The sequence below is a fragment of the Algihabitans sp. genome, from assembly GCF_965226985.1.
Lineage (GTDB): Bacteria > Pseudomonadota > Alphaproteobacteria > Kiloniellales > DSM-21159 > Algihabitans.
On the sequence record NZ_OZ245712.1, the window covers coordinates 652290 to 677766 of the forward strand.

General features: G+C 62.7%; 21 protein-coding genes. 11 read left to right on the forward strand and 10 right to left on the reverse strand.

What is annotated here, in order from left to right:
• Positions 1-5: 5 nt before the first annotated feature.
• The 3 genes from fdhF to ACO054_RS02850 are packed head-to-tail and all read right to left on the reverse strand — an operon-like array spanning position 6 to position 4803.
• Positions 6-2792 (reverse strand): formate dehydrogenase subunit alpha, encoded by a 2787-nt coding sequence (gene fdhF / locus ACO054_RS02840; RefSeq protein WP_421708933.1) that lies wholly within the window; start codon positions 2790-2792, stop codon positions 6-8.
• Between the two features lie 24 nt (positions 2793-2816).
• Positions 2817-4562 (reverse strand): NADH-ubiquinone oxidoreductase-F iron-sulfur binding region domain-containing protein, encoded by a 1746-nt coding sequence (locus ACO054_RS02845; protein WP_421708934.1) that lies wholly within the window; start codon positions 4560-4562, stop codon positions 2817-2819.
• Between the two features lie 49 nt (positions 4563-4611).
• Positions 4612-4803, reverse strand: coding sequence for a DUF3553 domain-containing protein (locus tag ACO054_RS02850; RefSeq protein ID WP_421708935.1), 192 nt, complete (start codon positions 4801-4803; stop codon positions 4612-4614).
• Between the two features lie 206 nt (positions 4804-5009).
• Between ACO054_RS02850 and ACO054_RS02855 the strand changes: the two genes are divergently transcribed.
• The gene (locus ACO054_RS02855) at positions 5010-5645 is read left to right on the forward strand and encodes a histidine phosphotransferase family protein (RefSeq protein WP_421708936.1); all 636 of its coding nucleotides are present in this window, start codon (positions 5010-5012) and stop codon (positions 5643-5645) included.
• A 255-nt stretch (positions 5646-5900) separates the two neighbouring features.
• Positions 5901-6953: an extracellular solute-binding protein gene (locus tag ACO054_RS02860; protein WP_421708937.1), complete on the forward strand. Its 1053-nt coding sequence runs from the start codon at positions 5901-5903 to the stop codon at positions 6951-6953.
• Between the two features lie 118 nt (positions 6954-7071).
• Here the strand turns inward: ACO054_RS02860 and ACO054_RS02865 are convergent, their stop codons facing one another.
• Complete coding sequence (locus tag ACO054_RS02865) at positions 7072-8796, reverse strand: ABC transporter permease (RefSeq protein WP_421708938.1); 1725 nt, start codon at positions 8794-8796, stop codon at positions 7072-7074.
• 390 nt (positions 8797-9186) lie between these two features.
• Between ACO054_RS02865 and ACO054_RS02870 the strand changes: the two genes are divergently transcribed.
• The 5 genes from ACO054_RS02870 to ACO054_RS02890 are packed head-to-tail and all read left to right on the forward strand — an operon-like array spanning position 9187 to position 14850.
• Positions 9187-11955: a chemotaxis protein CheW gene (locus ACO054_RS02870; protein ID WP_421708939.1), complete on the forward strand. Its 2769-nt coding sequence runs from the start codon at positions 9187-9189 to the stop codon at positions 11953-11955.
• Positions 11952-12446: a chemotaxis protein CheW gene (locus ACO054_RS02875; protein ID WP_421708940.1), complete on the forward strand. Its 495-nt coding sequence runs from the start codon at positions 11952-11954 to the stop codon at positions 12444-12446. The genes ACO054_RS02870 and ACO054_RS02875 overlap by 4 nt, the downstream gene beginning before the upstream one ends.
• Positions 12447-12501: 55 nt before the next feature.
• The gene (locus ACO054_RS02880; RefSeq protein ID WP_421708941.1) at positions 12502-12867 is read left to right on the forward strand and encodes a response regulator; all 366 of its coding nucleotides are present in this window, start codon (positions 12502-12504) and stop codon (positions 12865-12867) included.
• 37 nt (positions 12868-12904) lie between these two features.
• The gene (locus ACO054_RS02885) at positions 12905-14014 is read left to right on the forward strand and encodes a protein-glutamate methylesterase/protein-glutamine glutaminase (RefSeq protein ID WP_421708942.1); all 1110 of its coding nucleotides are present in this window, start codon (positions 12905-12907) and stop codon (positions 14012-14014) included.
• Positions 14011-14850: a CheR family methyltransferase gene (locus ACO054_RS02890; protein WP_421708943.1), complete on the forward strand. Its 840-nt coding sequence runs from the start codon at positions 14011-14013 to the stop codon at positions 14848-14850. The genes ACO054_RS02885 and ACO054_RS02890 overlap by 4 nt, the downstream gene beginning before the upstream one ends.
• 87 nt (positions 14851-14937) lie before the next feature.
• On the opposite strand, the gene ACO054_RS02895 is transcribed toward ACO054_RS02890, so the two are convergent.
• Both ACO054_RS02895 and ACO054_RS02900 read right to left on the reverse strand, forming a co-directional pair.
• Positions 14938-16395, reverse strand: coding sequence for a sensor histidine kinase (locus tag ACO054_RS02895; protein WP_421708944.1), 1458 nt, complete (start codon positions 16393-16395; stop codon positions 14938-14940).
• A 4-nt stretch (positions 16396-16399) separates the two neighbouring features.
• Complete coding sequence (locus tag ACO054_RS02900; protein WP_421708945.1) at positions 16400-17080, reverse strand: response regulator transcription factor; 681 nt, start codon at positions 17078-17080, stop codon at positions 16400-16402.
• A 122-nt stretch (positions 17081-17202) separates the two neighbouring features.
• Here ACO054_RS02900 and ACO054_RS02905 point away from each other — a divergent pair, with 122 nt between their 5' ends.
• Positions 17203-18060 (forward strand): MipA/OmpV family protein, encoded by an 858-nt coding sequence (locus ACO054_RS02905; protein ID WP_421708946.1) that lies wholly within the window; start codon positions 17203-17205, stop codon positions 18058-18060.
• Between the two features lie 46 nt (positions 18061-18106).
• On the opposite strand, the gene ctrA is transcribed toward ACO054_RS02905, so the two are convergent.
• Entirely contained in the window at positions 18107-18844 is a 738-nt protein-coding gene (gene ctrA, locus ACO054_RS02910) for a response regulator transcription factor CtrA (protein WP_421708947.1), read from the reverse strand.
• 258 nt (positions 18845-19102) lie between these two features.
• On the opposite strand from ctrA, the gene fliI reads away from it, so the two are divergent.
• Positions 19103-20521 carry a flagellar protein export ATPase FliI gene (gene fliI / locus ACO054_RS02915; protein WP_421708948.1) on the forward strand — a complete coding sequence of 473 codons (1419 nt, stop codon included), beginning with the start codon at positions 19103-19105 and terminating at the stop codon, positions 20519-20521.
• Entirely contained in the window at positions 20518-20940 is a 423-nt protein-coding gene (locus ACO054_RS02920; protein ID WP_421708949.1) for a hypothetical protein, read from the forward strand. The genes fliI and ACO054_RS02920 overlap by 4 nt, the downstream gene beginning before the upstream one ends.
• A gap of 56 nt (positions 20941-20996) precedes the next feature.
• Here ACO054_RS02920 and ACO054_RS02925 read toward each other — a convergent pair whose 3' ends face one another.
• Positions 20997-21713, reverse strand: coding sequence for a hypothetical protein (locus tag ACO054_RS02925; RefSeq protein WP_421708950.1), 717 nt, complete (start codon positions 21711-21713; stop codon positions 20997-20999).
• A gap of 171 nt (positions 21714-21884) precedes the next feature.
• On the opposite strand from ACO054_RS02925, the gene ACO054_RS02930 reads away from it, so the two are divergent.
• Positions 21885-23141 carry a D-alanyl-D-alanine carboxypeptidase gene (locus ACO054_RS02930; protein WP_421708951.1) on the forward strand — a complete coding sequence of 419 codons (1257 nt, stop codon included), beginning with the start codon at positions 21885-21887 and terminating at the stop codon, positions 23139-23141.
• Positions 23142-23400: 259 nt separating this feature from the next.
• Here the strand turns inward: ACO054_RS02930 and ACO054_RS02935 are convergent, their stop codons facing one another.
• Positions 23401-24762: a methyl-accepting chemotaxis protein gene (locus ACO054_RS02935; RefSeq protein WP_421708952.1), complete on the reverse strand. Its 1362-nt coding sequence runs from the start codon at positions 24760-24762 to the stop codon at positions 23401-23403.
• A gap of 142 nt (positions 24763-24904) precedes the next feature.
• A complete protein-coding gene (locus ACO054_RS02940; protein WP_421708953.1) occupies positions 24905-25465 on the reverse strand; it encodes a gamma-glutamylcyclotransferase family protein in 561 nt (186 codons plus the stop codon).
• Between the last annotated feature and the right edge of the window lie 12 nt (positions 25466-25477).

Genomic DNA, 25477 nt, shown 5'->3' on the forward strand with positions numbered 1-25477 from the left:
GCGGTCTACTCAGCCGCGACGTAGGTTTCCGCCGCGCTGACACTGGCCGCGCAGAACTTGAACTCCGGGATCTTTCCGTAGGGATCCAGCTGCGGATTGGTCAGGACGTTGGCTGCCGCCTCGTTGAAGCAGAAGGGGACGAAGACCATGCCCGGCGGTACGCCGGCATCCGACCGAAGGGTCAACTCGATGCTGCCCCGTCGGGTCGTAACGCGGACCATGTCCCCCGCAGTCAGCTGCAAGCGGCGGATTTCGAGAGGGTGGAGCGCGGCGACGGCGGCTGGCTCCAGGCTGTCCAGAACGCCGGCCCGGCGCGTCATGGCGCCGGTGTGCCAGTGTTCCAGCAGACGTCCGGTGGTCAGAACCATCGGGAAGTCGGCATCGGGCAGTTCGTTCGGCGGCAGCAGGTCCACCGGCACGATGCGGGCACGGCCGTCTGCGGTCGGGAAGCCTTCGGCGAACATGATTTCCGTACCGGGCTGGTCCGGACCTTCGCAGGGGTAGGTCACCGAGTCTTCGCGTTCCAGCCGCTCCCAGGTGATATTGGCCAAGCTTGGCATCACCTCGGCCATTTCGGCGAAGACGTCGGCAGGGCCGTCGTAGGCCCAGTCGAGGCCGACCCGCTTCGCCAGCTCCTGAACGATCCACCAGTCCTGGCGTGCTTGTCCGGGCAGATCGAGAGCGGGGCGGCCGATCTGAACCTGGCGATTTGTGTTGGTGAAGCTTCCCAACTTCTCGGCATGGGCCGAGGCCGGCAGGACGACATCGGCGTGCCAGGCCGTTTCCGTCAGGAAGATGTCCTGCACGACCAGATGCTCCAGCTTGGCCAGGGCGTGCCGCGCGTGAACCTGATCCGGGTCTGACATCGCCGGGTTTTCGCCGAGGATGTACATCCCCTTGATCTTGCCCTCGGCGATCTCCTGAATGATCTCGACGACGGTCAAGCCGGCCTTCGGGTCGAGTTCGCTGCCCCAGAACGCCTCGTACTTCGCCTGTGTATCCGGGTTTTCGACTGGCTGATAGTCGGGATAGACCATGGGTATCAGACCGGCGTCGGAGGCGCCTTGGACGTTGTTCTGTCCGCGTAGCGGATGCAGGCCTGTTCCGGGCCGTCCGATCTGGCCGGTGGTCAGCGCGAGCGCGATCAGGCAACGGGTGTTGTCCGTGCCGTGGACATGCTGGGAGACGCCCATGCCCCAGAAGATGATGGAGCGTTCGGAGGTCGCGTAGAGCCTGGCGACCTCCCGGATCGTCGCAGCATCTATCCCGCAAATCTCCGCCATCTTCTCAGGGCTGTAGTCGGCGATCCGCTGCTTGAGCTCGTCATAGCCTTCGGTCTGAGCTTGAACGTACTGTTTGTCGGCAAGGTCTTCGGTGACGATCACGTGCAGCAGGGCGTTCAGCAGGGCGACGTCGCTGCCCGGCTTGAACTGGAGATTGTGACTGGCGTAGCGCGCAAGCGTGTCGTGCCTGCGCGGGTCCATGATGATCAGGTTTGCGCCGCGCTTCGCCGCTTGCTTCAGGTAGGTCGCGGCCACCGGATGGTTCTGTTCCGGTTTGGCGCCGATGACCACGATGCAGTCGGACTCGAGGGCCGCATTGAAGGAAACGGTGACGCCACCTGAGCCGATTCCCTCGATCAGGGCGGCGACCGAGGAGGCATGACAGAGCCGCGTGCAGTGGTCGACGTTGTTCGTGCCGAACCCGGTCCGTACCAGTTTCTGAAAAAGATAGGCTTCCTCGTTCGACCCCTTGGCCGAGCCGAAGCCGGCCAGGGCCGCGCCGCCATCGCGGTCCCGAATCTCTGTCAAGCCGCGGGCGGCTGCCTCCAGGGCCTCTTCCCACGTGGCCTCGCGGAAATGCGTCCAGGGATTGGTCGGATCGACCTCGTCGGTTCCGGCCTTTGGCGCATCGTCGCGGCGGATCATCGGGACCGTGAGACGATGGGGGTGTCTGACGTAGTCGAAGCCGAAGCGCCCCTTCACGCAAAGCCGATTCTCGTTCGCCGGCCCGGCCCGGCCGTCGACCTGCACGATCCGGTCGTTCTCGACGTAGACCTTGGTTTGGCAGCCGACGCCGCAATAGGGGCAGAGGCTGTCCACCGTCTTGTCGGCGTAGACCTGGCGTTGACCGGCAGCGTCCAGAAGCTTGGCCTCCATCAGAGCGCCGGTTGGGCAGGCCTGCACGCACTCGCCGCAGGCCACGCAGGTCGAGTCTCCCATCGGGCTGTCGAAGTCGAAGACGATCTTGGCGTCGTGTCCCCGGAAGGCCATGCCGATCACGTCATTGACCTGAACCTCGCGGCAGGCCCGGACGCAGAGGTTGCAGTGAATGCAGGCATCCAGGTTGACCGCGATGGCCGGGTGACTGACATCCATCTTCGGCGTGTTGCGGGCCGGGAAGCGGCTTTCGGTCACACCGGTCTTCTTGGCCCAGTTCCAGAAGCTGGAGTCCGGATCGTGGCTGGTGTCGCGCGCTGGCTGGTCCGCGACCAGGAGCTCGAAGACCATGCGGCGCGCGGACTCCGCCCGGTGGGAGTTCGTGACGACCTGCATGCCGGCGCGCGGTGTGCGGATACAGCTGGCCGCCAGCGTGCGTTCGCCCTCGATCTCGACCATGCAGGCGCGGCAGTTCCCGTCGGCTCGATAGCCAGGTTCGGGTGCATAGCAGAGGTGCGGGATCTCCCAGCCGCTCCTTTTGGCGACCTGCCAGATGGTCTCGCCGGGATAGGCCTCGACCTCGTAGCCGTCGAGAATGAAGGGAACCGTTTCGACTTTTTCGATCACCGACATGTCCGCCTCGCGCTCATGCTGCTTTCAGGCTTCCGGGGTCTTCAGGTCTTCGGGGAAGTAACGCAGGACGGATAGCAGAGGGTTCGGAGCGGCCTGACCCAGGCCGCAGATCGATGCGTCGCGCATGGTCTCCGCCAGCTCGGAGAGAAGGGCGACGTCCCACTCGGGACTCTCCATCAGCTTTACGGCCTTTTCCGTACCGACCCGACAGGGCGTGCACTGACCGCAGGACTCATCCTCGAAGAAGCGCATCAGGTTCAGCGCCGCGTCTTTCATGTTGTCCTGGTCCGACAGCACCACAATGGCCGCCGACCCGATAAAGCAGCCGAACTCCTCCAGCGTTCCGAAGTCCAGAGGAACATGGTCCAGATGCGCCGGCAGGATGCCGCCCGAGGCCCCGCCGGGCAGATAGCCCTTGAAGCTGTGCCCGTCGCTCATGCCGCCGCAGTAGTCGTCGATCAGCTCGCGCACCGTGATGCCCGCCGGCGCCAGCTTCATACCCGGCTGCTTGACGCGACCCGAGACGGAGAAGCTGCGCAGACCCTTGCGGCCGTTGCGGCCTTGGCCGGCGAACCACTCCGCACCGCGTTCCACGATCTCGCGGATCCAGTAGAGCGTTTCCACGTTGTGGGTCAGGGTCGGCCGCCCGAACAGACCGACCTGGCTGGGATAGGGCGGTTTGTGCCGGGGATAGCCGCGCCGGCCCTCAAGGGATTCCAGCATGGCCGACTCTTCCCCGCAGATGTAGGCGCCGGCGCCACGTCGCAACTCTACTGTCACGCCGTCGAGAAGTCCTGCCTCGCGGAGTTCGTCCAGCTCCCGTTCGAGGATGAGCTGAATGGCCGGATATTCGTCGCGCAGATAGATGAAGAGCCGCTCGGCTTCGACCGCCCAGGCGGCAATCAACATGCCTTCCAGGAAGCGATGAGGCCAGCGTTCCAGGTAGTAGCGGTCCTTGAAGGTGCCGGGCTCTCCCTCGTCGGCGTTCACCGCCAGCAGCCGCGGTTTCGGTTGCTGGGCGACGAGACGCCATTTCTGGCCGGCGGGGAAGCCGGCGCCGCCGAGGCCGCGCAGATTGGAGGTCGCCAACAGATCGGTGATCTCCTTGGCGGTCCGGATGCCCTTCCGGCAGGCTTCCAGCAGTTCGTAGCCGCCGCCCTCCCGATAGGCCTGCAGTGCCTCGTAAGGCGTCGGGATCGGGGCCCGTTCGCCGTCCCGGTGAGCGCTCTCGGCCGCCTTTGCGACGTCCTCAGACGTCGCCCGATCCACGTGCCGATGACCGACTTCGCAGGTCGGGGCCGTATCGCAGCGGCCCATGCAGGGTGCGCGAACGACCCGCACGGCGTCTCCCAGGCCGTGATCCTCAAGCGTTTTCGGCAGTTGCCGAAGCAGATCGGCCGCGCCGAACAGCTCGCAAGTCAGGGAGTCGCAGACCCTGACGGTCAGCGGTGGCGGAGGCGTTTCGCCGTCCAGCACGATGTCGAAGTGGGCGTAGAAGGAGGCGACTTCATAGACCGCTGCCATCGGTTGGCCGAGTTCCTCTCCCAGGGCCTGCAGATGGCGTGCATGGAGGCAGCCGTAAGTGTCCTGCAGCAGATGGAGATACTCGATCAGCAGGTCGGGATGTCGCGGCCGGAGCGCGAGCAACTTGGCGACCTCCTCCTGCGCTTCGAGCTCCAAGACCCTTCCGCGCGGTTCCTTGGGCGCCTTGCGCCGGCCGGAGCCTGGGTGGATCTTGCGCTTGACCGCCACGCTGTCGCCCTCGGGCATTGCCTCACCTTCTCATCGCGGCCGCTCACCCGGCGGTTCCGCCTGTTACTCAGCCCCTGTCAGGCTCTTCGGCGTCGGGATCGACCACCGTGAGACTGACCTTGCTCGTATCGATCAGCAGCTTCCCAGCGTCCTCGAAGTTCACCGTGACACGGCTGCCGATCGCCGACTGCACCTGCCCCAGGCCCCACTCTGGTTTGTCTGGGTGGCGTACCAGTGCACCCGGCACCAACTCGAACATGCGCTTCTTTCTCCTCCGTTGTCGGAAACATCTCCAGACTCACAAACCGACACTAGGAGGTTTTGCTGCACCACCCCTTGACGCAAGGCAACTGCGACTGGTCAGTCTATTGTCGAGATTCGGCGCGCCGAAATCGCAGGAGCGACGCCAGCTTGCCGCTATGCGGCGGGAAATCGATAGAGAGGCAGGACAGAAGGGGGGAAACCATGACGGCTGCAGCGGATCTGCGCTTGTCGGAGTTGCTGGCTTCAAAGCTGTGTCACGATCTCGTGGGGCCGGTCGGGGCCGTCAACAACGGTATGGAGTTGCTGGCCGAAGACGACCTGCTCATGGGTGACGAGGCTATCAAGCTGGTGAATTCCAGCGCCCAGCAGGCGGGCACCATTCTGCAGTTCTACCGTCTGGCCTACGGAGCCAGCGGTGGCAGCGTGACCGATTACGGCATGGTCCGCGATCTGGTCGAAAAGATGCTGCAGCATCAGAAATCCGATCTGCTGTGGCCAGAGTCCCTGCCTGTGATGCTGCCGGCGGTGCTTCCTAAGCTGGTTCTCAATCTCTGCCAGCTGGGGGCTGAAAGCCTGCCGCGCGGCGGCAAGGTCGCTCTGGCAATTACCGCAAACGGTGAGGCGACCGATCTGACGGTCACGGCGCAGGGCACCGATGCCAGGCTGCGTCCGGAGAGTGAAGTCGGTCTCGATGAGCACGTCGAGATCGACGACCTCACGCCGCGCAACGTTCACGCCTACTTCACGCGGGAATTGATCAGGCAGTCGGGCAGCGAGCTCTCTTTGACCTGCGATACGCCCGGCGAAGTGCGCTTTGCGGCCACGATTCTGGGCTAAGCGCGGAAAGACCCGTCACGCTGCAGAATCGTGCTTCGCAGCGCAGAAAACGCCGAAATTCCTTGCGCGTGCGAGTGAATTGCATTAGCGTCGCAAATGAGAATGGTTCTCAATCTTTGGCTGGAATTCGCCTTTGGCGGAACTTTCGGCCCCTAGAGATTGGGAAGCGTTCCTGCTTGGCTTGCAATCGCCATCGAGAAACTGGCAGGCGGCCAGGCTGAGGCAAACAGCGGAACTTGGAGGATCATAAGGACAATGCGCGTCATCCGAGGCGAATCAACACGGCGCGGACTGCTGGCCGGCGCTGTCGGCGCCGCTCTGATCGCGACTGCCGGCCTTCCCGGCCAGGCCCAGGCCGAAGGCGAACTCAACATCTACTCCTCGCGCCACTACGACACCGACGAGCGGCTCTACAGCGATTTCGAGGAGCAGACCGGAATCACCATCAACCGGATCGAGGACAGTGCGGATGTGCTGCTCGAGCGGATTTCCAGCGAAGGGGCCAACAGCCCGGCCGATCTGCTGATCACCGTCGATGCGGGCCGCCTCTGGCGTGCCGAGGATATGGGGCTGCTTGCGCCGGTCGAGAACGATGTGCTCAGTGAGCGGATTCCCGCCAATCTGCGAGACGACGAAGGCCACTGGTTTGGCTTCTCCCAGCGCGTGCGGACGATCTTCTACAACAGCGACGAAGTCGAGAACCCACCGCAGACTTACGAGGCCCTGGCCGACCCGCAGTACGAGGGCATGGTGTGCACGCGTACTTCCTCGAACATCTACATGCTGTCCCTGATGGCGGCGATGATCGAGCACAAGGGTGAGGAAGCCGCCGAGGCTTGGGCCGCAGGCGTCTGGAACAACCGGGCGCGCGATCCGCAAGGCGGTGACACCGACCAGCTGCGGGCTGTGGTATCCGGCGAGTGCCAGATCGTTTTGGCCAACGACTACTACTTCGGCCGCGCCCTGCGTAAGGACGTCGATGGCCTGACCGGCAGCACCGACATGTTCGGCTGGGTCTTCCCGAACCAGGCCACCACCGGTGCTCATGCTAATATCTCCGGCGCCGGTGTCGTCGCTACCGCTCCGAACCGCGAAAATGCCATCGCCTTCCTGGAGTACCTCGCCAGTGATCAGGCTCAGCTCTACTTCGCCGAGGGCAATGACGAGCGTCCGGTGGTCGCCGGCGTCGAGCTGCCCGACAGCCTGAAGCAGATGGGCGAGTTCGAGAAGGATGAGATCACGCTGACCTCCTACGGTGCCAACCAGGCTCTGGCTCAGCAGATCTACGACCGCGTCGGTTTCGAATAAGTCGACCCGACACTCTATCGAATGGCAAGGGCGCGTCCTCTGGGGACGCGCCCTTCGTCTTTCCGGGACTCTGGTGAGCACGGCGCCGATGGCAGGCCGGAGTTGGCATTCGGGGATGTTAGCCTTTGTGTCCCGGGCGGGACTTCATGATCTCCCGGCTCAGCAGGATGACCGGTATCAGGCCGGCGAAGACGATCGCCAAGGAAGGGGTGGCCGCCTCGGTCAGCCGTTCGTCGCTGGCGAGGCGAAAGGCCTGGACCGCCAGGGTGTCGAAATTGAACGGTCGCATGATCAGAGTGGCCGGCAGTTCCTTCATCACGTCCACGAAGACGATCAGTCCGGCCGTCAGCAACCCGCCGCGCAGCAACGGGACATGGACACGGCGCAGAGTGCCGCCGCTGCCCGCGCCCAGGGTGCGGGCGGCGTCGTCCATCGATGGCGTGATCTTCGCCAAGCTCGAGTCGACGGTGTTGAGTGCGACCGCCATGAAGCGCACCAGGTAAGCGAAAATCAGTCCGGCGATGCTGCCAGTCAGCAGCAGCCCGGTCGAGATGCCGAAGGTGGCGCGCATCCAGGCGTCAAGCGTGTTATCGAAGCTCGCTAGAGGAATCAGGACCCCGACGGCGATGATTGAGCCGGGAACGGCATAGCCGAGACTCGCAATCCGATTGGCACCGAGGCTCAGCGGACTGGGGTTGAGCCTGGCGGCGTAGGCCATCACAACGGCCAGGACAACGGCCAAAACCGCTGCGATGCCGGCCAGCGTGAAGGAATTGAAGACCAGCCGCAGGTAGCGCGGTCCGAAGAGATCGTGACCGCCGGTGACATGCATCTCCGCTAGGATGACCAGTGGCAGTAGGAAGCCGAGTACAAGCGGCAGGCCGCAAACGGCAACGGCGGTTGCGGCGCGCCAGCCGCGCAAACGATAACCGGGAAGCTCCTGGTACTTGCGGCCGGTCTGAAAATAGCGGGCACGGCCGCGCTGCCAGCGTTCCAGGAACAGCAACAGCACGACGAAACCCAGCAAGCTCGCGGCCAGCTGTGCCGCCGCGATCCGGTCGCCCATCGAGAACCAGGCGCGGTAGATGCCGGTCGTGAAGGTCGGGACGCCGAAGTGCGCGACCGTCCCGAAGTCCGCCAGCGTCTCCATCAAAGCCAGCGCGGTACCCGTTACAATGGCCGGACGTGCCAGCGGCATCGCGACATGCCGGAAGGACGACCAGGCGCTGCGGCCCAAGGTGCGGCTAACCTCCAGGGCACAGACGGACTGGTTCAGAAAGGCGGTGCGCGCCAGCAGGTAGACATAGGGGTAGAGAACCAGCGTGAACATCAAGCCGGCCCCCTCGATCGAGCGGATCTGAGGGAACCAGTAGTCGCGCGGGCCCCAGCCCGTAACGTCGCGCAGCAGCGTCTGAACGGGCCCCGGATGCTGTAGAAAGTCGGTGTAGGCGTAGGCGATCACGTAGGCTGGGAAGGCGAGGGGCAGGATCAGGGCCCACTCGAACAGGCGCCGTCCTGGAAAGCGGCACATGGTGACCAGCCAGGCCGTGGCCACGCCGACGACGAGCACGCCGCTGCCCACGAGGACCGTGAGGTAGAGGGTGTTGCCGATGAAGGTGGGCAGCACGGTTTCCGCCATATGCTGCCAGGCGCCATCGCTTCTTTGGAAGACAGCCCCGAAAACGCCCAGAACCGGCAGCGCGAGTAGGGCCGCAATTGTCAGGGCGGCGGCAGTCAGCCAGGTCCCCGATCTGAGCCTTGGCGCGCTCGTCGAGAACGAACTGCGCGCGGGGGAGGCAGCCATAGGACGCTGCGAGGGACTGGGCTGAGCAAGGTCGGTCATGAAACTTGGCTAATGGACAGGCGCGTAGCCGGCTCCTCGGCAACTCTCTTGGCGGTTAGGTGGCCTGTCAGAGGCTGGTCATCTCGACAGAGGTAACGCGACCGACAAACGCAGCATTGCTCTGGATCATGCAAGACTCGATGGGTTGTATGCAAATGCGAAGCGTTCGCGAGCTTGTGGGGAATCGGTATTTCGACTGTTTCGGAGATCAATTTCTCGCCTGGGTAGCTGAAAAGGCCGGATGATCGCATTTCGACAGAATTTGCAGGAAGTAACCGTTTTTTAGGGCGCGTTTGAAATTGTTTAGATCGTTAAGCCGCGCCCTTAGCGCTTCAGGTGCCGGTTGGCCCGGTGTCCTGCCCTGAATGCCAGTAGACGGAAAACGCCCAGATGGACGATCTGCTCAGCGAATTTCTTACCGAGACGAACGAGGGCCTTGGCGTTCTCGACGTCGAGCTCGTAAAGCTCGAGCAAAATCCGAACGATCCAGAGCTGCTGTCCAATATCTTCCGCCTGATGCACACGATCAAGGGAACCTGTGGGTTCCTTGGGTTGCCTCGTCTGGAATCGGTGGCGCACTCCGGGGAGAACATCCTGGGCCGGGTGCGCGACGGTGAGCTTGAGGTCACGCCCGAGGCGGTCTCGCTCATCTTGGAGTGTTTGGACCGGATCCGGGAAATTCTGGAGGTTCTGGAAGCGACCGAAAGCGAGCCGGCCGGAGACGACAGCGAGTTGATCGCGCGCTTGGACGCTTGCGCCGAGGGCAAGACCGCCGCTGCGGCGCCTGCTGCCGAGCCTGCCGCAGAGCCTGCTGAGGCGACTGGGGAAGGAACGGACGCGGAGGACAGTGTCGAGGCGGTTGCCGCCGAGGCCGAAAGCGCCGTTGCCGCGGAGGCCTCCGCCGATCCTGAGATGACCGACGCGGAGACCGCAGAGCCGGTCGCGGCCGATACCAGCGGCGCCGATGCCGGTCCCGAGGACGTCGAGCCCGCCGTACAGCTCGCCGAAGCGACGCCCGAAGTCCCGGCACCGGCCGAAGCCGTTGCGGCGGAGAAGCCCAAGGCCGAGAAGACAGGCGAAGCCGAAACGCATAAGGAATCCAGCGTCGCCAATCAGTCGATCCGCGTGAACGTGGAGCTTCTGGAGAACCTGATGACCATGGTCTCGGAGCTGGTGCTGACGCGCAACCAGCTTCTGCAGATCCTGCGCAGCCAGAAGGAAACGGAGTTCGCGGCGCCGCTTCAGCGCCTCAACCACGTGGTCTCCGAACTGCAGGAAGGCGTCATGAAGACGCGCATGCAGCCGATCGGTAATGCCTGGGCCAAACTTCCGCGCATCATTCGCGATCTTGCCCATGAACTCGGCAAGAAGATCGATCTCACCATGAAGGGCGCAGATACGGAGCTGGATCGCCAGGTCCTGGATCTGATCAAGGACCCTCTGACCCACATGGTTCGGAATTCCGCGGACCACGGTCTGGAAACGCCGGCCGAGCGGCGCCGTGCCGGCAAGCCGGAAACCGGAACGGTGATGCTGAACGCCTATCACGAAGGCGGGCATATCATCATCGAGATCGCGGACAACGGTAAGGGGCTGAACTCCCAGGCTATCAAGCGCAAGGCCATCGCGAACGGTCTCGCCTCGGAGGCCGAGTTGGAGGCCTTGAGCGATCAGCAGATCATGCAGTTCATCTTCAAGCCCGGGTTCTCGACGGCGGAGCAGGTGACGGCCGTCTCTGGTCGGGGCGTCGGCATGGACGTGGTGCGCACCAATATCGAGCGGATCGGCGGTACCGTCGAACTGAATTCCGTGCCGGGTAAGGGCACCAAGTTCACCATCAAGATTCCGCTGACCCTGGCGATCGTCTCGGCGCTGATCGTGGAGTGTGCCGGCGAGCGTTTCGCCATCCCGCAGCTTTCCGTGATCGAACTCGTGCGCACCTCCTCGCGCAGCGAAAACCAGATCGAGCATATCAAGGACACCCCGGTTCTGCGCTTGCGCAACCGGCTGCTGCCGCTCGTCAGTCTTCGGGAACTGCTGCGGCTCGACAGTTTCGATCTGCCGGATACGGAAGCCGAGAAGGACGACCACTTCATCGTGGTTGCGCAGGTCGGCACCTACACCTTCGGAATCATCGTCGATCGGGTCTTCGATACGGAGGAGATCGTCGTCAAACCTGTCGCTCCGATCCTGCGCGATATCCAACTGTTCAGCGGCAATACGATCCTGGGCGATGGTTCGGTGGTGATGATCCTTGATCCCAACGGGATTGCCAGTCAGACGGGCGAGATCAACGTGGCCGATGGCCATGGCGAGGCCTCGGAACAACGGCACATGCGCCGCGAAGACGAAGTCGCACTCCTGGTCTTCCGCTCTGGAGACGACGCTCCCAAGGCCGTTCCTCTGGCTCTCGTCGCTCGACTGGAAGAGATCGATCTGTCTCATGTGGAGGACTCGAACGGCCAGCATGTGGTGCAGTACCGTGGCGTTCTCATGCCCCTGGTCAGCATGGAAGACGATCGGGAGTTAGGCAGCGAAGGCCGTCAGCCGGTTCTGGTCTTCTCCGACCGGGGGCGATCCATGGGGCTTGTGGTCGACGATATCGTCGACATCGTCGAGGGTCGCCTGAATGTCGAACTGACCAGCGACCGCCAGGGTTTCGTGGGATCCGCAGTCGTCGGGGGCAAGGCAACCGATATCATCGATGCGGGCTTCTACCTGACGCAGGCGTTCCGGGACTGGTTCGACGTCGACACCCAGGAAGCCTTCGGCGAGGGAGCGGTCAACCGCGTGCTGCTTGTGGACGACAGTCCCTTCTTCCGCAATCTCCTGGCTCCTCTGCTGACCACGGCCGGCTACGACGTCACAAGTGTCGAGGGGGCGGAAGCGGCTCTGAAACTCTGCGATGCGGGCCGCGACTTCGACATCATCGTCTCTGACATCGAGATGCCCGGCATGAACGGTTTCGAGCTCGCCGAGCAGATTCGCGCCAACCGTTGGAGGGAGACGCCCATCGTTGCGTTGACGTCGCACGCTTCGCCGCGTGACATCGCGCGCGGCCGCTCCGTCGGTTTCACCGACTATGTAGCCAAGCTCGACCGCGACGCCCTTCTCACCAGTTTGCAAGACACCCTTAGCGACCATAGGGGAGCGGCATGAGCACCACGACTGCCTCCAAGGCCGACATGACGGAATCCGATATCGAGGCTGCTGAAGCCGCAACCGAGTTCGTGACTTTCGCGATTGCCGGCCAGCTTTTCGGTATTCACGTTCTCAAGGTGCAGGATGTGCTGGGGACCATGAAGACAACCCCAGTGCCGCTTGCCCCGCCGGAGATTGCCGGATCGCTGAACTTGCGTGGTCGGATCGTGACAGCGATCGACGTACGTCTCCGTCTCGGTTTGCCTCCGCATGACTCGGCGAAAACAAGCATGGCGATCGTGGTTGAACACGATCACGAACTCTACAGCCTGCTGGTCGATCAGGTCGGCGAGGTTCTGGCGCTGGCGCCGGACGGTTTCGAGCGTAATCCTCCGACGCTGGATCCCCGGTTCCGCGATTACTCCGACGGCATTCACCGTCTGGACAAGCAGTTGCTTGTGGTTCTCAGCGTCGAGCGTCTGCTCGACTACGGCCGCGTCGCGGCCTGATCACTTCTCTCCGTCTCGGTGAAGGCACCGGGCTACAAATCGGGATCTCCGGGTCATGAAGTCCTGTCTGGTCGTAGATGATTCCAAGGTGGTGCGGATGGTCGCCCGTCGCATTCTCGAAGGTCTTAACTTCTCGGTCGACGAGGCGGCGGACGGTAAACAAGCTCTCGACCATTGTCTCGCGCAGATGCCAGACGCCGTGCTGCTGGACTGGAACATGCCTGTGATGTCCGGCATCGAGTTCCTGCGCGAACTGCGGGGGTTACCCGATGCACAACAGCCGATCGTCGTCTTCTGCACGACCGAGAACGATATGGCGCACATTCAGGAGGCCATTCAGGCCGGCGCCAATGAGTACATCATGAAGCCTTTCGACAGCGACATCATCGAATCGAAGTTTCAACAAGCCGGCGTGCTGTAGCGCACTCAGAACCTTCTCTCTAGCTAGGCCAATCAGAATGACAAGCGGCGCCGATCCCTATCGCGTGATGGTCGTGGACGACTCGGCTGTGATTCGCGGTCTCTTGACCAGAGCTTTGGAACAGGACCCGACAATCGAAGTCGTTGCCTCAGTATCGAACGGCCAGATGGCCCTTAATCAGCTGCCTCGCCAGCCGGTCGATGTGGTGGTACTTGATATCGAGATGCCGGTCATGGACGGTCTGACCGCTCTGCCGAAGCTCTTGAGCCTGAAGCCGGGCCTGCAGGTCATCATGGCCTCGACCCTGACGCGCAAGAACGCCGACGTCTCCTTGCGCGCACTGCGCTCCGGTGCCGCCGACTATGTCACGAAGCCAAGCTCGGGCGGCGAACTGAACTCAGCGGACGCTTTCAAGCGCGAGCTGACGGAGAAGGTCAAGGCGCTGGCCAGTGCCGCGCGGGGCGGCGGGGGGGCCGGTCAGCGCGTTGCACGGCCGACTGATGCCGCGCCCCAGCGCGCGACCGCTGCTTCGTCGGCTATCAAGCTGCGCGATGGTTCGATTCAGATGCCGGAGGTTTTGGCCATCGGCAGCTCGACCGGGGGGCCTCAGGCTCTCTTCAAGCTTCTCGGCGATCTCAAGGGTGCGCTGCGCTTGCCGGTGCTGATCACACAGCACATGCCTGCCACCTTCACGACCCTGCTGGCCGAACACCTCAGTCGTGCCTCTGGTATGGATTGCCATGAAGGCAAGGACGGCGAACCCTTGAAGGCCGGCACCATCTACGTAGCACCTGGCGACTGGCATATGACCGTTGTGTCGGAGGGGACCCAGCGTTTCATCCGACTGGATCAAAATCCGCCAGAAAACTTCTGTCGCCCGGCTGTCGATCCGATGCTGCGTTCGCTCGCGCCGATCTACGGCAACCGCTTGCAGGCGGTGATCCTGACCGGAATGGGCTCCGATGGCGCCAAGGGCTGCGAAGCCGTCGTTGCCGCCGGCGGACAGGTTGTGGCCCAAGACGAGGCGTCGTCCGTCGTTTGGGGCATGCCCGGTGCCGTGGCAACCCGAGGTCTCTGTTCGGCGGTCCTGCCGATCGGAGAAATTTCCGGCTATCTGCGCCGCAAGGTGCTGAGGAGCGCCGCATGAACAAGGCCGACTTCGACTTTCTGTCTTCGCTGCTGCGCAATCGCTCGGGCCTCATTCTAAGCGATGAGAAAGCCTACTTGTTGGAAAGTCGGCTCGGCCCGGTCGCGCGCAAACACGGTCTGACCACGGTTGACGAGATCGCCTCTCAGCTGCGCTCGCGACCCAGCTCGCCGCTTGAGCTCGACGTCGTCGAAGCCATGACGACCAACGAGTCCTTTTTCTTCCGCGACACCAGGCCTTTCGATCAGTTCAAGGAGATCGTGCTGCCTCAACTTCTCGAGGCTCGCAAGTCCAGCCGGTCGTTGCGCATCTGGTCGGCGGCCTGCTCCTCCGGGCAGGAACCCTACACACTGGCGATGATCCTCAAGGAACAGGCGGCGAAGCTGTCGGGTTGGCGTGTCGAGATTGTGGCCACCGATCTTTCGACGGCTATTCTCGAAAAGGCCAAGGAGGGCATCTATTCGCAGTTCGAGGTACAGCGCGGGTTGCCGATCAATCTGCTGATGAAGTACTTCAAACAGACCGGCGACCGCTGGCAGATCTCGCAGGATTTGCGCGGAATGATCGACTACCGAATGTTCAATCTGCTGGAGAGCCCTGCGTCGCTCGGTCGTTTCGATATCGTCTTTCTGCGCAACGTCCTGATCTACTTCGATCAACCGACGAAGACTCAGGTGCTCGAAAGGGTTGCCAAACAGATGCCGTCCGATGGCTATCTCTATCTGGGTGGTGCGGAAACGGTTCTCGGCATCACGGATCGCTTTCAGGTTCTTCCCGGTCAGCGTGGTCTTTACGGCGTTGTCGATCCAGGCAGGGCGGTCGCTGCAGCCAGCTAACTAAGACCTGGTTCGCGCACCAATCTAGCCACGTCTCGCGGGTGACTGAAGATTTGATGCAGGATCCGGGCCCGCGCTTACAGATCTCTAAATCTGTCGCTTCAGCTCGGGAGCTGTTTGCCGGCTGTCTTGACCAAAGGCGGTCGCACTGCTCGCCGATTGGGTGTTCCCATTCCTTCGACTTGTCTCGGATGATCGCGACCGCGACCTCTGGATAGCCACCGTCAGCTTGGCCCCGCCGAGATCAGATCGGTCGATTCGAACCTCGGCGTCTATGCGGTTGGCGATCCGCGAGACCAGAGCCAGCCCGATTCCGGCACCTTCTCCATTCGAGCTATGTCGTCGCCAGAAGACCTTGAAGACCCGTTCTCTGTCCTCCTCGGCGATGCCGGGCCCGTCGTCTTCCACCGAAACGGCAGTGCTGTCGACCGTCACTTTGATTCTTGGCGATGGTCCGGCATGGCGGATCGCGTTTTCGATCAGATTGCGGACCACGATCTCCAGAAGAACTCGGTCGGCTCTCCAGCCGGTTTCGCCAACGGCAACCTTGAGTTCTATGTCTCCGCCGGAGGCGACGATTTGGCTCGACAAGTCGGTGGCAACGGTACGGCAGATTTCGGCGGCATCGGCGGTATCCTCGGACGTTCCCTGCCAGGTCTCGATCCGAGCGAGTTGGAGAAGCTGCCCGATCAGTCGCGCCATGCTGTCGACCTTGTCGAGAGCGTGATCGCGCTGAGCACTTGGCGGAACAGCCTCGATACGAGCGCGCAGAACCGAGAGCGGTGTGCGCAGTTCGTGCGCCGCTGAGGCCGTAAAGGCCTGTTCCGCTCTGTAACCTCTCTCCAGGCGGTCAAGCGCGTCGTTGACCCGCCGTGCCAGCGGCTCGATTTCTCGCGGCAGTCCGTCTAGCGGTAAGCGTCTGTGAATGTCGTTGGGCGCGATTGCGGCCGCCTGATCTGAGGCCGTCTCGACAGCGCGCATCGAACGTCCCACGGTTGAGCGCACCACCACCAGAGTAACGCAGAGGATCAAAACGAAGATCCACCACATCTCCTGGAATGTCGCCCTGAAAAAGGACCCTATGATGGGCACCAGATCCGACGACGGTCGGGAGACTTGGACGATGAGGGAGCTATCTTCCAGCCCGAGCTTCTCCCCTTCGACCACGACCGCGATCGTCAGCAGTTCGTCGCCGGTCCTCAGATCCCGTCCGATTTCGATGCTGTAGTCCCCGTATCGAAGGGGCGTGGCAGGCACCGCATCGACCGCCCAGCGCGCAGGCGATATCAGGACCTCTCCGTTCAGCCGTCGGATCGTTATCCCGGGGAGAGGCAGCTGTCCGTTAGAGGCTTCGCCGGTGAGGGCGAAGAGCTCCGGGGACTGGGCGATCCGCTTCGCGAGATTCAGAAAACTCTCGCGCTCGATGAGTCTTCCCTGGATGTTGAAATCCAGGAGCATGACCGACGCGAAGATCGCGTAGCTGACGGTCACCACCACGGTCAGGCGCAGATAGAGACGTCTGACAAGCGAATGAGACCTTCCCACGTCTCTAGTCCTCTCGATCCGGTACCAGCATGTAGCCTAATCCTCTCAGCGACTTTATCCGAGGCATGCCGGGTTGGACCGCCAGCTTTCGGCGCAGGCGGTGGACATGCAGCTCGATCGCCCCCTCGCTCCAGTCCTCCTCGAAGCCGTAAATCGCGTTGGCGATCGTTTCCTTCGAGCAGGTACGCCCCTGATTGCGTGCAAGACACTCCAGGGCCAGGAACTCGGAGCGCGATAGCGAAAGGGCGTCTTGACCGTTGCGCGCAATCCGCGCTTCCAGATCGATCGAAAGCCCGCCAGCCTCGATCTCACGGACGATCGGCAGCTTGGACCTGCGCATCAAGGCGCGGATCCTGGCCGCGAGTTCGTCGCTGTGAAACGGCTTGGTGAGATAGTCGTCGGCTCCGGCGTCGAGCCCTGCGATCCGGTCGGCGACGCCATCGAGGGCGGTCAGGATTAGAACGGGGGTCGAGAGTCCGTCGCGCCTGGCAGACTGTAGAACATCCAATCCCGAACCGTCGGGGAGCATCAGATCCAAAACGACGGCGGAGTAGCTGGCCAACTGCCAGGCTTCGGCGGCTTCTTCGGCGGTTCCGAAAAGGTCGACGGTGAGGCCTGAGGCACGCAGACCCCGGGAGATCGCCATCCCGAGTTCTGCATTATCTTCGATGACCAAGATGCGCATGCGCCAGCCTTTCCTTGGCTCTCGACCTCTCTGCCGGGCCAAGTTGTAGCGCTGAAAGCCTTCTGGAAGTTTTCAGCCTTATCCCTCCGATGCGTCCTGTTACGCGACGGAGGAGAATTCAGATGCCTATCCCAACCGGACTTCTACGTGACGTCTATTTGCGCGACCGACTGCTCGGGCAGCGTCGGGAGCCACGCGTTGTTGAGTTTGCCCTCGTGTCGCTCGCGATTGCCGGACTCCTGCTCCTTTTGGCCTCGGCTGCGAAGGCCGACGACTGGGAGGTGACGATTGGTGCGGGCGCGACCTACGGCCCCGAGTACCCCGGAGCGGACGAGTACGGTGTCTCGCCCTTGCCCTACGTGGATGTCACCTGGCGCGACAGGCTGTTTCTGCGCAGTGAGCAGGGGGTGGGGGGCTACGTCATTAACTGGGAGGACCGAAACGACGCTTTGATCGAAGGGCTAACCGTGGGTCTGTCCGTACGCCCGTCGGAGACCCGCGACGAGGATGACGACGACCGGCTGGATGGCCTGGGCGATATCGACCTGTCGGCCGAAGTGGGGGTCTTCGCCACGCTGGAGGTCGGCTTCCTGGAATTCGGTGCCGAACTCTATCAGGATGTCGGCAACGGTCACGAAGGTTTGCGCGGGGAGTTGAGCACCGGGGTCGGCCGGCAACTGACCGAGCGTCTTTCCGTCGGCGCGGAGACGTTTCTCCAGTTCGGTGACGGGCAGTATCTGGAGAGTTTTTTCGGGGTCACGGGCCGGCAAGCCCAGCGCAGCCGCCTGGACCGCTACGATGCGGGGTCCGGGCTCTACGGCGCCGGCGTCGGGCTTTCAAGCCGTTACCAGCTGACCGAGAACTGGATGTTGCTCGGCTTTGTCGAATACAGCCGTCTGGTCGGCGATGCGGCGGACAGCCCCATTGTCGAGAACGAAGGGGCTGTGGAAGTCGGCGCTTTCGTCGCTTATCGCTTCTAGCGGACCTGTGCTCTCCAGTGTCACTGCCCTTGCGGGAGTGCCGAACCTAGGCGTTGGCCACCTGCTTCTCGGGCTCTTCCTGATCGGGCACTTCTTGACCGGGCACTTCTTGCGGATCGCGCAAGACGTAGCCGCGACCCCAGACCGTCTCGATGTAGTTGACCCCCTGCGTGGCGGAGGCCAGCTTCTTGCGGAGCTTGCACACGAAGACGTCGATGATCTTCAGTTCCGGCTCGTCGATCCCGCCGTAGAGATGATTGAGGAACATCTCTTTGGTCAATGTCGTGCCCTTGCGCAGGGAAAGAAGTTCCAGAATGCCGTATTCCTTGCCAGTCAGGTGGATCGGCTGGCTGTCCACCTCGACCGTGCGCGTGTCGAGGTTAACGGCAAGGCGGCCGGTTCGAATGATCGATTCCGAATGTCCCTTGGAGCGGCGGACAATTGCCTGAATGCGCGCGATCAGTTCGCGTTTGTCGAAGGGTTTCGTGAGGTAGTCGTCGGCACCGAAACCCAGGCCCTTGATCTTCTCGTCCAGCGCGGTCAGGCCGGACAGGATCAGGATCGGCGTGTTGACCCGCGCAGAGCGCAGTCGCCGTAAGACCTCATAGCCGTCGATGTCCGGCAGCATCACGTCCAGGACGATGATGTCGTAGTCATACAGTTTACCGATTTCCAGTCCATCCTCGCCCATGTCGGTTACGTCGCAAACGTAACCTTCTGAACGCAGCATCATCTCGATGCTCTGGGCGGTGGCGGTATCGTCCTCGACGAGCAGAACACGCATGGTCGACCTCGAACCCCTCTTGAAAGGCGTAGTTTCCTGGCAGCCCGATTTTCTTGGCTGTCACGTTAACCATTTTTGTCCAATGTCGTTAAGAAACCTTTACCCGGTCGGGAGAGAGTGCAGGCCCGCTTTACTTATCTTTAAGTTGAACGTGGGCATGATCACCCCCGAAGGCCAAGCAAGATTTCTTATGTAAAACAGTGGATTAATGCTCGGCTCCCGGATCGCAGCGGTAGGCGTCGGGATGAGAGGACAAAAATGCCACTTTCGCCCGCGGAAACGATTCTCGACGAAATTTCGCGTCTTTCCGATCATCGCCTCTATGGCCGCGTGGCCGGTGTCCTCGGTATGACGATCGAGGTGGCCGGCCTGGAACGGGTGCTATCGATCGGATCGCGCTGCGAAATCGTCGCGCGCGGAGAGCGGCGCCTGCCTTGCGAGGTGGTGGGCTTCCGCGAAGGCCGGGCTCTGCTGTTACCCTTCGGAAAACTGGACGGCGTCGGGCTCGGCTGTCGAGCGGAGTTGGCCGAGGCGGAACCGGTGGTGTATCCGGCGGCCGGATGGCTGGGCCGGGTGGTGAATGCGTTGGGCGAACCGATCGACGGCAAGGGGCCTTTGCCACAGGGACCGCGCGCCTACACTTTGCGTGCCGATCCCCCGCCGGCGCACGGTCGCGCAAGGGTTGGCGGCAAGATCGACTTGGGTGTGCGTGCGCTCAACAGCTTCCTGACTTGCTGCCGTGGCCAGCGTATGGGCATTTTCGCGGGCTCGGGTGTCGGTAAGTCCGTCCTGCTCTCCATGCTGGCCCGCTACACGGCGACCGACGTCAACGTTATCGGTTTGATCGGCGAACGTGGGCGCGAGGTTCAGGAGTGGCTGGAAGACGATCTGGGCCCGGAGGGTCTGGCCCGCTCGATCGTCGTGGTCGCGACTTCGGATGAACCCCCCCTGATGCGCCGACAGGCGGCGCATTTGACGCTCAGCTTGGCCGAAGCCTTCCGAGACGAGGGACGTGAAGTCCTTTGTCTGATCGATTCCGTGACGCGTTTCGCGATGGCGATGCGGGAGATCGGGCTTTCGGCCGGTGAACCGCCCGCCAGCAAGGGCTACACGCCCTCCGTCTTCGCCGAGCTGCCACGGTTGCTTGAACGTGCCGGTCCAGGACAGGCCGGGCAGGGAGCGATTACCGGGCTTTTCACGGTCTTGGTCGAAGGCGACGATCACAATGAACCGGTGGCCGATTCCGTCCGCGGAATTCTCGACGGTCATATCGTTCTGGAGAGGGAGATCGCCGAGCGCGGGCGCTACCCCGCCGTCAATATCCTGCGCAGCGTGTCTCGAACTATGCCGGCCTGCAATTCCCCGGCGGAGAATGAGCTGATCGAGCGGGCACGCCGGCTGCTCTCGACCTACGAGAATATGGGCGAACTGATCCGTATCGGCGCCTATCGACAAGGCAGCGATGCGGAGGTGGACGAGGCGATCCGGCACTATCCGGCAATCGAAGACGTCCTCAAGCAGGATAAATGCGAGCGCGCCGACCTGGAGAGCGGCTATGCGGCGCTTGCCACCGCCTTGGAGCTGGACTGGCCGCCGAAGCCGGCCGCCATGCCGGAGTGTGACGTCGTCGCCGACGATATGGATCATCCGGAGGCGGCGGAGGATGAAGCGCGATGACGGGGGCGCTCGAAAACCTGGTTCGGCTGCATCGCTGGACCCTCGATGAGAAGCGCCGCCTTCTGACCGATCTGGAACGGCTTGCGCAGCGCCTGAGCAAAGACATCACCACGTTGGACGAGGAGATTGCCTCCGAGCAGGAGGTGGCCTCGCAATCGCTGGAAGGCGCCGTCGCCTATCCCGCGTTCGTTGCCGTCGCGAAACGCCGACGCGAAAAGCTCGTCGAGAGCCTACGGGCGGTGGAGGCGGAGGGCGAAGAGGCGCGGACCGCTGTACGAGCCGCTTTTCAGGAACTCAAGAAATACGAACTGGCTCAAGCCGCCGCCAGCAAGCGCGCCAAGGACAAGGCTGCGCGAGCCGAACAGCAGGCCGAGGACGAGCTGGGGCTGGAGCTCCACCGTCGCAAGGGCCGATACTGAAACTAGGTCGGCGTCACCACTGGTGGGGCCAGCTCCGTGGCGGCGAGCCTCACCATTTAGAAGCTCAAGTGGCCGACGAGCCCATTGTCTCCGATCTGAATGTCGAAGTTTACGGAGCTGTCGTCATCGCCAGCCGTGATGCGATCGCTCAGACGCTCGGCTGGATCGACGAAGCGGGGTTCGCGGACGGCCACGCCGCTCTCGTCGAAGCGGAGCAACCAGTCGTCGAAAACGATCTCGTCCCAGCGCTCCGAGGGGTGGAGCCAGGCGTTGTAATGAATGACTCCTTCGCGGCAGGCGATGAAGATCCAATAGAAGTTCCGCGAATGCAGGCGCAGACCTTTCGGGGTCGGGCCGTAGGCGCCGGACTGCCGCAAAGCCGTCTCGAACCCCTGGATCTCCGGTGGGGACAGCAAAACCTCGTTGGTCTGCCAGGCCCAGGGCTGGAGCGGGTCGTTGAGCGTGAAGTTGGTCAGGCTGGCCCGTGACTGGACTCTTGCGGTGTAGAGGGCGCCGCCATGGCCGTCACCCACCAGTTCGTAACTTCGTATCTGCTCTTCGTACTGGCCGTTGTAGATCAAGCGCGCGCGAGGCACGCTGCCCGCCGAACAGTCGCGGCGGATGTCGTCCCCGTTCAGATAGCTGAACCAGCTGACCTTCTGCACTCCGGGGCGCTCGATACCTCCCGAATAGGTGCAGGCGCTCGCCAGCAGAAGCGCAAGGCCGGCCGCGAGGCTGACGCGAATTGCGGACCGGTCGCTCAGGATCGCCATGGCATCAAGACTCCGCTAAGAGTTCTTCGCTATTTAATAGAATGAACGACGGAAACTAAACGGTTCTGATCTTTGCACGTCGCGCCGGAATGGCTGGACAGGCAAGGCGGAGTCGTCTAGATTCAATGCTCTGGGGTGCGTCGTTGTCATTACGATTGAAGGGGTGTCTCCGTGCCGAACGCGTTAGCGCTCTTTGCTGTCACAGCTCGTGGCAGCGCCGCCCGTTGTGGTCTTCTGATCGGCCTGCTGATGGCGGCTATGCTGGCAACGGCGTCCACCGCTTCGGCCAATCCCAGATACGCTTCTATCATCGTGGATGTCGAGACTGGAACGGTCGTGCATGCGCGTCATGCCGACGCACGGCGTTTCCCGGCATCCCTGACCAAGATCATGACGCTCTACATGGCCTTCGAGGCTTTGGAGCGCGGTGAAGTCTCTCTCGACGACCAGCTTATTGTCTCGCCCCGCGCAGCGGCTCAGCCGCCATCGAAGATCGGAGTGCGGGCCGGTTCGACGATCCGTCTTGAGGATGCGATCCTTGCCCTGGTGACCAAGTCGGCGAACGACGTCGCCGTGGTCGTGGCCGAGGCTTTGGCCGGGACTGAGTGGCAGTTCGCGCGGGACATGACCGAGCGGGCGCGCCAGCTGGGTATGTCCAGCACGACCTTCAAGAATGCGTCCGGCCTTCCGAACTCGGAGCAGGTGACGACGGCGCGCGACATGGCCACCCTCTCCATGCGGATCATGGCCGACTTTCCGTCGCGCTACGCTTACTTCCAGACCACGCGCTTCAGCTACAAGGGCAAGACCTATCGTAACCACAACAAGCTCCTGACCCGGTACGAAGGCGCCGACGGCATCAAGACCGGTTACATTCGCGCATCGGGTTTCAATCTTGCTGCCTCCGTCGTGCGCAACGGTCGTCGCGTAGTGGCCGTCGTGTTCGGCGGTCGAACGGGCCGGTCGCGCGACGACCATATGGTTGCGCTGCTGAACCGCGGTTTCACTCAGGTCGCCGCCCTGGGCGTGCCGACCCCCGACAGGTTGCCTCCGCGTAACCCGGTTCGCCCGGGCATATCGCTCGCGCTGGCGACCGGTGCGGGCACTCAGGTGCAGCCGGAGACCGCCTCCGAGGGTTTCAGCCTCGTCTCGCGGGCAGAGGCGCGGGGTGTCGTCGGCTGGACGGTGCAGGTCGGAGCCTTCGGTCGCTATGAACTTGCTCAAGGCGCTGCGGCGGCAGCCGTTCGCCACATGCCGGAGCTCTTGCAGGGGGCGCAGGTGCTGGTTCAGCCGACAGAACATGGAAGCGATACCCTCTTCCGCGCCCGTTTGACTGGCTTGCAAACTCAGAGCACAGCTCTCGAAGCCTGCCGCCGTCTCGAGCGGCAGCACTCCACGCCCTGTCTGGTGGTGCGCGACGGCGTCTAGTACCCGGAGGCTCGGCTATCCTTCGGCCGGGCTCACTGGAGCAGGGTCTTCTCGGGCATAAATCCTGATCAGTCATAGGCCTCGGGTGCTGCGGCGTCCTCTGCTCCAGGGGACGTATCGGCCAACCCTGCAGGCTCGCCTCTGCGCCTTTGCAGGATCGATTCACAGCCGTTGTGCGAAAACCTGCTTCCCTAAGAGCGCTCTGTTCTGCCGGTTGTTTCAGGCGGATTGGGTGGGTTCTGGCCGCCGTGGGTAAGGCTTAGTCCGGCTTATAGGCAAGGCGCAGCCCGCCCCAAAGCTTGCCGCGCACCTGAATGGGTGCGGAGACATCTTTCATAAGCGCGAATTGCCCCCCGCCCATATCCCGGCGATAGGTTTGCAACAGGAAGGGCTTGGTGTTGCGTCCCGCGCCAAGCCCAACCCTGTCGTCGAAGATGCGCCTGTTGCGGCAGTTCGCATTGTTCCAGACCGGATCGTCGCTGAGAGGTTGGGCGAATTTCGCGTTGTGGGTCGGCAGGTAGCCGTTGGTGTCGACGGCAGCGCAGAAGATGACCCGTGGGTCCCACTTCAGGACCGGCTCCTGAATCGGCGGCAGAACGCGATCGGTGAAGGCCGTGAATCGAGTCATCAACTGTTGCGGTTCGCTGCCCGGGATCGGGGTGTAGTTCTGATCGAAAAGGTCCGCTTCGTTGACTTCGCCCGCTTCCAGAGCCGCTTCGAAGGCGGTGGCAATCTCGATCGCCGCAGCAAGCACCCTCTCGATGAAGGGCCGGTCGAGCGTGTTCTGCTCGCTCTGTGCCGAAAGGTCGACCAGTTGATCGCCAGTCGCCGAGAGGTGGGTCATCCGCTCCCGGGCGTCGCCCAGACTGTCGCGTGCATGGCTCACCTCGCCGGACATCGATGTCAAGGTCGCCAGGAAGTCGCTGGACTGCTCTTCGATCTCGTTCGCAGCCTTGGCTATGTCGCCTGTCTCGCGCCGCATGCTCTCGACGGCTGAGGCCACCGCATCGACGACGCGGCCGATCGTGTTGGTACCTTCGCGAACGTTTTGCGCGCGGGCGGTGCCTTCGGCGCCGTGAGAGATCAGCTGGTCGGCTTGCTCGGTGAGTCCCTTGAGAGTCAGATCGATTTGAGCGGTCGCCTCGCTCGTCTGCGTCGCCAGCAGCTTGACCTCTCCGGCCACCACCGCGAAGCCTTTCCCGGCAGCGCCCGCACGTGCCGCTTCGATCGTTGCGTTGAGCGCCAGAAGATTGGTTTGGCGCGCAATTGCGTTGATGTCGCCGGCAACTTTCCCAACCTCGGCCAAGGCGTCCTGTAATCCGCTCAAGCGCTGCTCGATCACACCGACAGCCTCGACCAGAGCATGAATGTCTTTGAGAGAGCTCTCGATCGCCCCGCGCGAAGACTCGACTTCGGAGCTTGCGGTTTCGGCCGTCTCGCGCGTGGTCTCCGCGGCCTTGGCGATCTTTGCGTTCTGGCTGCCGATCGTCTCCGCGTTCTTCAGGAGTGCATCGAAGGATTCGGCTTGGGTGTTGAACGTCTGTTCGGCGGCCACGATGCCGGCCGCAACATCAACCAGTTCGAGCGAGAGATTTCCGGCAGCCTCCGCGATCCGGTTCATCAGCCCGTCGTCGGCAGATCGGGAAGGTGCACCTGACTCAAGCTTGCGGACGGCAGACATTCGGGCGCGGCTCGCTTCAACTCTTAGGTTAAGAGGAAGGCTGCCGTAATAGGGTTAAATGCCGGTAAACCCATTTATTAGACTAGGCAGCTGCACGGCCTCTGGTAGTGTTTCTGCTGAAGCCTCCCTTATGAGAGTGGGCGGCCAGAGCGCGATCCTGCTCCAGGCGCCGCAGAGTACGGCGCCCTTGCCAGGAAAGATCGCTGCCAACCAGACTTCTTGCACCGAACTCCGCCATCCAACGCTTGGTCATCGACAGTACGCGACGTTTACGTTGCCGCTGCCAGCGAAGCAGACTCCACCGCGTCCGGTTCGCATGGTGGCGTGGGGTCACAGGCAAGAAAAGCCAGGCGGTCTCCCACTGTCCAGAACTGTCGCGGACCGCCCGTTGAACCGGGTGATACTTCGCGCCTTCGAAGTAGGCGGCGCGGGCGAGACCCTGTAGGTCGAGCCCGTCGGCCAGGTAGCCCTTGACGCGCCCGGAGGGGCAGGGAACCAGAACCGGGTAGTCGCTGTCACGCGCTGTCACACGACGAAAACTTGGCAACTCTGCCGGCGTCATGGTCAGGCTGTCGCAGAGATCCTGAAGAACGGCTCGGCGGATATCGGTGTCCAGCAAGGTGCCGTAGAAGAAAACACGCATACCCTCAGTCTG